The following is a 6,654-nucleotide window of genomic DNA, read 5'->3' as shown; positions in this document are numbered from 1 at the left end:
CTTATGCTTGTCGGGGCTGATCAAGGCGCTTGCACTTTTCTTATTTATCATACAGAGAAGAACTATGAAGAGGCTGAATTTTTGCTTTAGGATCGATGTATGATTTTGCGTTGTTGATGGCTGTTGGTGCTTCACCAAATCCACAGGCAATGAGTTTAACTTTTCCGGGATATGTACAAATATCTCCTGCTGCGTAAATTCCTGGTATATTCGTTTCCATTTTTGAGTTTACCACAATAGAATTTTTTTCGATGGTAAGCCCCCATTCTTTAATGGGTCCTAGCGAAGAAACGAATCCATAATTACAGATTACGGCATCTACATCGAGGGTTTCAGTTTCCTTGCCGTTTGCCGTTTTTAGTACCACTTGTTGAATTCCGTTTTCGTTACCAATTAAATCGGCAGGAACATATGGAGTTTTCACTTCCACTTTGGAGTTATAGAGGGTTTCAACACTGTGCTCATGGGCACGGAATTTATCTCGGCGGTGAACAATTGTTACCTTTTCGGCAATAGGTTCAAGCATTAAGGCCCAGTCGACCGCAGAATCTCCGCCACCAAATACAACCACTTTTTGTCCAGCGAATTGATGTAAGTCTTCAATAAAGTAATAAAGGTTTTTCTTTTCATATTGCCCAGCACTGTCGAGTTCTAAACGACGAGGCTGGAAGGCTCCATTGCCGGCCGTAATAATGATCGATTTGCTATAATGAACTTCCTTATTGCTTGTTAGTTTAAAAATGCCGTCTTGTTGTTTTTCTAACTTTTCAACTGACTGCTCTAATACTACTGTTGGTTCGAATTTTGACATCTGTTTTTTTAAATTATTAATTAATTCTTGTGCGCGGATTTTTGGAAAGCCAGCCACATCATAAATATACTTTTCTGGATATAAGGCTGATAACTGACCACCAAGTTGTGGCAAACTCTCAATAATTTTTACTGACGCTTGTCTCATGCCTCCATAAAAAGCAGTAAATAAGCCGGTTGGACCGCCGCCAATTATTGTAATATCATAAACCTTTTGTTCTTCCTGCACTAAGTATCCCCCCCAACAAGTAGTAACAGATTCCATTCTTAATCATAGCACAAAGAGTTAAGTCCTCACATCTTTAAAATTGAATATTCTGACAAGGGATTTATTTTGGTAATTAAATTAAATAAAATATTTATATAAAGTGCTTGAAAATAGAGTGAAAGTAGCATAACATGTAATGTGGATATATTGTTAAAATTATGTGACCAAATAGGTACAATTGTGTGAATGAGTTTCTATTCATAATATTCATTCATCTTATTTAAAATTCCTAACTCATTTATATGTACTTATGTCATTTCTTTTTCTTTATTCCTGTTCGTGAATTACATCACATAGTTTTTTTCGTTTAGTTACGTGAAGTATCTCACATACATTTTTCTGTTAAATAAAATAAAAATGGCCATAGCAGTGGAAGATAAGAAAAAGAGGATTTACACAAAAATATTAAAAAGGTGGAAGTGATCACTTTGAAAAAGCCTAAAATTGTGATTCTCGGTGCAGGTTACGGCGGACTTCTAACAACAGTTCGTTTGCAAAAGTTAATTGGTGTAAATGAAGCGGATATTGTTTTAGTTAATAAAAATGACTACCATTATGAAACAACATGGTTACATGAAGCATCTGCTGGTACGCTTCACCATGATAAGGTTCGTTATAATATTAGTGATGTTATTGACCGCAGTAAGGTTGATTTTGTTCAGGATACTGTGGTGGAGATTAATAAAGATGAGAAGAAAGTAATTTTAGAAAAAGGCGAAGTAAATTACGACTACCTTGTGATTGCACTTGGCGGGGAACCAGAAACTTTCGGTATTAAAGGTTTAAAGGAATACGCATTTGGAATTACAAATGTCAATTCTGCTCGTCAATTACGTGAGCATATTGAATATCAATTTGCTACTTACAATATGGAAGAGGAAAAGAATGACAATCGTCTTTCCATTGTTGTGGGTGGTGCAGGTTTCACTGGCATTGAGTTCCTTGGTGAGCTAACCAATCGCATTCCGGAATTGTGCCATGAATACGATGTTGATTTCCACAAGGTGAAAATTTATTGTGTGGAAGCAGCACCAACCGTATTGCCTGGATTTGATCCGGAGCTAGTGAATTACGCGGTTTCTACATTAGAGCGTAAAGGTGTAGAATTCTTAATTGGTACAGCTATTAAGGAAGCTGTTCCTGGCGGTATTCTTGTTGCAAAAGGCGATGCAGAGCCATATGAAATTAAGTCTGAAACAGTAGTATGGGCAGCTGGCGTTCGTGGTAACTCTGTTATTGAAAAATCAGGTTTTGAAGCTATGCGAGGCCGTGTAAAGGTTCAACCTGACTTACGCGTTCCTGGATTTGATGATGTCTTTATTATTGGCGACAGCTCACTTGTGATCAATGAAGAAATCAACCGTCCATATCCGCCAACAGCACAAATTGCAATGCAGCAAGCAGAATTGACAGCTAAGAATATTGCTGCTTTAATTCGTAATAAGGCTGAACTGGAAAACTTTACGTTTGATAATAAAGGTACAGTTTGTTCTCTTGGAGAAGATGATGCCATTGGTGTAGTTTTTGGCAAAAAACTTACTGGCGGTAAGGCTTCCTTTATGAAAAAAGTGGTTGATAACCGTGCGCTATTTATGATTGGCGGCGCAGGTATGGTATTGAAAAAAGGTAAATTTAATCTATTTTAAAATAAAAAGCGGAAGCATCTTAACTGCTATTGGTGTTGAAAGCTTTTATGACAAAAAAGGACAGAGACATTCTGTCCTTTTTTGCTATGATAAATATAGGGATTTGTTGAAATGGAGGTGCAACTTTGAGCGGTCGTGAAAAGCGTGGAAAGGTCTGGCTGGCTGTTTCGGGTTTAGTCAAGTCAAGCGAAGGCAATTGGCTTGTTGTAAAAAAAAGATATGGGGGACTAAAGGGAAAATGGTCTCTTCCTGCTGGATTTGTGGAGGAAGGCGAAACAGCGGACGAGGCTGTTTTAAGAGAAGTGAAGGAAGAAACCGGGATTGATTGTGGGATTAAGGGGCTGCTTGGGCTAAGGACAGGTGTCATCAAAGAGGAAATCAGCGATAATTTGCTTGTTTTTTTATTGGAGCCAGTCGGGGAGTTAACCATTACGCATCAAGAAGAGGAGCTCTTTGAGGCGTGTTTTATGGCACCTGAGGAGCTTGTTTTAGAAAAGGATGCTTCCGTTATGTTACATTATTTACTCAATGAAAGCCTCTCAGTAATTAAACCGGGAACAGACGGTATTAATCCTGGAAATCAGTTTGGCTATACTTCTTATAAATTATTTTTTTAATTTTTAGATAAATCTAGCAAATGGAAGATAATCTGACGTGTATACGTTTTCATTTTAGATTTTGGATGAATTTCGCACTTTTCTTTTTCTCTAATCCTTGTTATATTATCAGAAAATTAAGTTAATATTTAGGAGGGAAGAGAAATGGCGGTAAAGACAATCGATTCCACAAAAACATGTGATTATTGTGAGGGTAAAGGGTATTTTCAATTAGTTCTCGGCGGTTCAGAAACATGCCCAAGCTGTGAGGGGACAGGAAAGAAAAAAGAGAGTAGTGGTAAATAACGATTAAGCTTCTTAAAATAAGAAGCTATTTTTTTTTGTTAATTTTAACTTTTAGAATTGTCCAGCTCCAGCGCCCAGCGACTAGTGTACTTCGCCCATCTCCCTACGATAAGTCAACATCGAATCGCTAGCGCTCTTCGTGTTTCCTTTATCTCAGTCGATTGGATCCAGTCCTGTCGTGCGCTAACCGGGCACTTACGCTTTTCTGCTTGACTCCCCATTTGACATTAAGTACACTAATTGTTGATGTATAAAGGGGGAATTGTCGGATGCAAATGAGCATTGTAGTCCTAATCATTTCTATCGTACTATTTTTTGTTTTATTTTTTGGAATCGGTTTTATTCTAAATATGCTCTTAAGAATGTCATGGGTTATGGCAATTGTTTACCCCATTGTAGCTATTTTTATTGTTGATAAAGTAGAATTTGTAGAGTACTTTACAAATACTAAATCTGCCTTTCATGATCTTTGGACAAGATTCAGCTCGTTAGCTACTGCTGATATTCTCATATTAATTAGCGGTCTCGCTGGTGCGATAGCGGCCGGGTTTACAATAAAGCTATTACGGAAAAGCGGGTATCAAATGTTTTAAGACTTTTACATTTTGTAAAGGTCTTTTTTAGTATCAAATTATTTTTCCTCCCTGTTTGTATATTTCCATTTACTTTGGGAATGAATATTTTGGAGGAGTGAAAAATTCAATGAGTAAACTGAAAAATTGGACGAAGCGATTTGCGCTTGTGTGCCTGTTTATAATGGCATTAGCAGCGACCTTCCAGTCCATTTCTGGCGTAAATGTTAAATCATTCATACTTCCGTTTGCGTCAGCGATTTCGTTTAGTAAACCTGTTTCCGCCGAAGCACCACCATTACTAGAAGATGCTTTTGATTGGTCCAAATACCCTAAACATACGGTGACAGCTACAGGCTATACAGCCGGCTATGAATCGACGGGGAAAAGCCAGGGCCATCCTGAATATGGAATCACCTTTTCAGGTGTAAAAGTTAAACGTGATTTATTTTCAACCATTGCTGCCGACCTAAACGTCTTTCCAATTGGTACCATTCTGTTTATCCCTGGATATGGGTATGGAGTGGTTGCTGATAAGGGAGGCGCAATAAAGGGGAATGAGTTAGACCTTTATTATGAAACGGTTGAAGATGTTTATAAGCAATGGGGCAAGAAGCAGGTAGTTGTTTATGTTGTCCAAAAAGGAAATGGTCATTTAACCGAGGACCAATTACAAACACTAAATAATGATAAATCACTGCAGGTATTCCGCCAACAATATACTAGCTCTGAAAAAAGATAATAGTCTTCTAAAAGCAGGCGTTGTGCCTGCTTTTTATGTTGGAATAATTGTTAGTTTCTCGAAATAAATGAGTCTTTTCGGTATAATGTAGATGTATATTTCGGAGGTGAAGTACATGTTTCATGTAAAAAAAGAATTAGATTTAAATGCGAGTCATGAAGGCTTGGTTATAGGTCTTTTTGACAGACCTGAAAAATTTACTGGTGTATTATCTGGATTAGATCAAGAATTTGAGGGACACTTAACAGAATTAGTGAAGTCAGGAGATCTTTCAGCAAAGCTTAAAAGCGTTACAAAAGTACATAGTTTTGGAAAAATCGGGGCAAAACGAATCTATTTTGTTGGTCTGGGAAAAGAAAAGGATTTATCCTTTGATAAACTGCGAGAATCTTTTGGCAAGGTATTTAAGCAGCTAAAAGCAAATAGACTTGAGGAAACAGCTATTTATTTAGATACATTTGTTACCGAAGAATTGAATGGTTTAGATACAGCCCATGCATTGAGTGAAGCTTTGGCTCTCTCAACTTATCAATTCGATGGGTATAAACAAAAATCAAATGAACCGGAGAAAAGACTTGATAATGTTACTGTCTATCATGCAGCCGCTGAAGACGAGGATGTTCAAGCATCTTTAACGGTTGGTTATTCATTCGGGAAGGGAACGAATTCTGCCCGTACTCTTGTTAATACTCCAGGGAATTTACTTACGGCTACAGATTTAGCGAACTATGCTTCAGAACTAGGTTCTAAATATGACTTTGATGTTGAAATTCTTGATAAGGCAGAGATTGAAAAGTTAGGTATGGGAGCCTTCCTTGCTGTTAATAAAGGATCAGAGGAGCCCCCTAAAATGATTGTCTTGAAATATCAAGGAAAAGATGAATGGACGGATGTTATTGGTCTTGTTGGAAAAGGAATCACCTTTGATACGGGCGGTTATTCAATTAAAACAAAAGCTGGTATTGTCGGTATGAAAACAGATATGGGAGGAGCGGCAGCTGTTCTGGGAGCGATGGAAATTATCGGAGAAATTAGACCAGAACAAAACGTGGTCGCAGTCATTCCATCTACGGATAATATGATTAGCGGTGGTGCATTTAAGCCAGATGATGTGATCACCTCCATGAATGGGAAAACGATTGAGGTATTAAACACTGATGCGGAGGGGCGTCTTGTTTTAGCAGATGCGGTAACGTATGCAAAGCACCATGGGGCTGATTATTTAGTTGATGTGGCGACTTTAACGGGCGGGGTCATTACTGCACTTGGTTTACATACGACTGGAGCGATGACCAATCAGGAAAGTTTGTATGAACAAGTACGAGAAGCTTCTGTTGAAGCAGGGGAACAGATGTGGCTGCTGCCGTTGTTTGAGACTGAAAAAGAACGTGTTCGAAACAGTAAAGTGGCAGATTTGAATAACTCTCCAGGAAGTGAGGGTCACGCCTTGGTTGCAGGTGCCTTTATTGGTGAATTTACTGAAGGAACCCCGTGGGTGCATTTAGATATTGCCGGCACGGCTACCACATCAAAAGATCATGATCTTGGTCCAGCCGGTGCTACAGGTGTCATGACTCGTACACTTGCACTGTTTGTAGAACGTTTTGAGCCGATTGAAAAATAAACAAAGCTGCCGGGATTTTTCCGGCGGCTTTTATTGTTGGAATAAAAGCATAAAAAAATAACCCGCATCAAGGCACCTTGAGGACAAAAG

Annotated in this window: 7 protein-coding genes; 6 read left to right on the top strand and 1 reads right to left on the bottom strand. The window is 38.5% G+C overall.

The genetic code is table 11. The annotated features are described in order from the left end of the window. Positions 1–40: 40 nt before the first annotated feature. Positions 41–1,039, bottom strand: coding sequence for an NAD(P)/FAD-dependent oxidoreductase (locus tag CVD27_RS04370; protein ID WP_101646671.1), 999 nt, complete (start codon positions 1,037–1,039; stop codon positions 41–43). 467 nt (positions 1,040–1,506) lie between these two features. On the opposite strand from CVD27_RS04370, the gene CVD27_RS04365 reads away from it, so the two are divergent. The 6 genes from CVD27_RS04365 to CVD27_RS04345 all read left to right on the top strand — a co-directional run bounded on the left by CVD27_RS04365 (position 1,507) and on the right by CVD27_RS04345 (position 6,564). Next, positions 1,507–2,724: an NAD(P)/FAD-dependent oxidoreductase gene (locus CVD27_RS04365; protein ID WP_101646670.1), complete on the top strand. Its 1,218-nt coding sequence runs from the start codon at positions 1,507–1,509 to the stop codon at positions 2,722–2,724. A 125-nt stretch (positions 2,725–2,849) separates the two neighbouring features. Continuing rightward, positions 2,850–3,341: an NUDIX domain-containing protein gene (locus CVD27_RS04360; RefSeq protein ID WP_101646669.1), complete on the top strand. Its 492-nt coding sequence runs from the start codon at positions 2,850–2,852 to the stop codon at positions 3,339–3,341. 144 nt (positions 3,342–3,485) lie between these two features. Further along, on the top strand, positions 3,486–3,626 hold the full coding sequence (locus CVD27_RS27905) for a YuiA family protein (protein ID WP_180960144.1): 141 nt from the start codon (positions 3,486–3,488) through the stop codon (positions 3,624–3,626). 269 nt (positions 3,627–3,895) lie between these two features. Continuing rightward, entirely contained in the window at positions 3,896–4,219 is a 324-nt protein-coding gene (locus CVD27_RS04355; protein WP_101646668.1) for a YuiB family protein, read from the top strand. Between the two features lie 109 nt (positions 4,220–4,328). Continuing rightward, positions 4,329–4,940, top strand: a complete 612-nt coding sequence (locus CVD27_RS04350) for a 3D domain-containing protein (protein ID WP_101646667.1) — start codon at positions 4,329–4,331, stop codon at positions 4,938–4,940. Positions 4,941–5,055: 115 nt separating this feature from the next. Beyond that, complete coding sequence (locus CVD27_RS04345; protein ID WP_101646666.1) at positions 5,056–6,564, top strand: leucyl aminopeptidase; 1,509 nt, start codon at positions 5,056–5,058, stop codon at positions 6,562–6,564. The last annotated feature ends 90 nt before the right edge of the window (positions 6,565–6,654 follow it).

The organism is Neobacillus cucumis, assembly GCF_002860255.1.
GTDB lineage: Bacteria > Bacillota > Bacilli > Bacillales > Cytobacillaceae > Neobacillus > Neobacillus cucumis_A.
Note: the sequence above shows the minus strand (reverse complement) of the source record. Positions and strands in the feature narration are given on the sequence as shown.